The organism is Microbacterium paulum, from assembly GCF_015707995.1.
GTDB classification, from domain to species: domain Bacteria; phylum Actinomycetota; class Actinomycetes; order Actinomycetales; family Microbacteriaceae; genus Microbacterium; species Microbacterium paulum.
The window spans coordinates 1-1,571 of the sequence record NZ_JAAGRY010000120.1; the positions used below are offsets into that span (position 1 = coordinate 1).

A 1,571-nucleotide genomic window follows, 5' to 3' on the forward strand; every position below is an offset into this window, starting at 1 on the left:
CGCGGCGTCGCCGTGCGCCGCCGCCGCGGCGGACGGCGGGCGTCGGCGGATGCTGCGGCTGCGGGCTCCGACTCCGGCTCCGACTCCGGCGAGAGCGAGAGCGACGGCGACGGGGCCGACACGGCCCCTCCGGCGACCGTGCCCCTGAAGCGCACCAACCGCTGGGTCGCGCTCGTGACGAGGCATCCGATCATCACGACCATCGCCGTCGTCGTCACGCTCGGCGTGGTCGCGATCCCCGCCGCGAGCCTGCAGCTGGCCCTCCCCAATGCCGGCATGCAACCGACCTCGAGCGAGGCGCGGCAGACCTACGACCTCACCGCCGAGCACTTCGGCGCCGGCGCGAACGGGCCGCTCATCCTCACCGGCACGATCGTCACCTCGACGGATCCGCTCGGGCTCATGGCCGACCTGAAGGCCGAGGTCGAGCAGATCCCCGGCGTCAAGGAGGTCGCCCTCGCGACCCCCAACGAGACCGCAGACACCGGGCTCGTGCAGATCGTGCCCGAGACCGGCCCCGACGACCCGGCGACGGCCGACCTCGTGCGCGAGCTCCGCTCCCACCACGACGAATGGCTGGAGAAGTACGGCGTCGACCTCAAGGTGACCGGGTTCACCGCGATCGCGATCGACATCTCCGACCGGCTCGGCGCGGCGCTCCTGCCCTTCGGGCTGTTCGTGATCGGTCTCTCGTTCATCCTGCTGATGATCGTGTTCCGCTCGATCTGGGTGCCGATGAAGGCGACGGTCGGCTACCTGCTGTCGATCCTCGCCGCGTTCGGCGTCGTCGCCGCCGTGTTCGAGTGGGGCTGGCTCGCCGACGCTCTGCACGTGACGCGGACGGGCCCCGTCATCTCGTTCATGCCGATCATCCTCATGGGCGTGCTGTTCGGCCTCGCGATGGACTACGAGGTGTTTCTCGTCTCGCGCATGCGGGAGGACTTCGTGCACGCGCGGCGCGCGGCCAGGGCCTCCGGCGAACCCTACGACGAGAGCGCTCTCGCGATCGCCGCGGTGCGCAGCGGCTTCACCGCCTCGGCGCGCGTGGTCACGGCCGCCGCGGTCATCATGTTCGCGGTGTTCGCGGCGTTCGTGCCCGAGGGCGACACCGCGATCAAACCGATCGCGCTCGGCCTCGCCGTCGGCATCGCCGTCGACGCGTTCCTCGTGCGCATGACCCTCGTGCCCGCGGTGATGGCCCTCCTCGGCGACAAGGCGTGGTGGATGCCTCGCTGGCTCGACCGCGCCCTGCCGCACTTCGACATCGAGGGTGAAGCGGTCGAGCGCGAGCTCGCCCTGGCCGAGTGGCCCGAACCCGACTGCACCGCCCCGCTCGTCGGCGAGGGCGTCGGAGTGCGAGTCGACGGCGGCCGCGGCGTCGGCGAGGTGGAGCTGTTCTCGGGCGCCGACATGCGCGTCGAGGCCGGCGAGACCCTGATCGTCACGGCGGCCGACCCGCGCGCCTCGCGCGCGTTCGTGCTCATGGTGGGCGGGCGCATCGACCCGTCCGAGGGGCGGCTGCGCGTCGCCGGGCACCTCCTGCCCGGCCGGGCCGCGTGGGTGCGCGCGCA

The 1,571-nt window shown here is 72.6% G+C and carries 1 protein-coding gene; it reads left to right on the forward strand.

The window, feature by feature from the left end:
• A partial coding sequence (locus G3N18_RS15700) for an MMPL family transporter (RefSeq protein ID WP_196385179.1) occupies positions 1–1,571 on the forward strand: 1,571 nt, incomplete at both ends.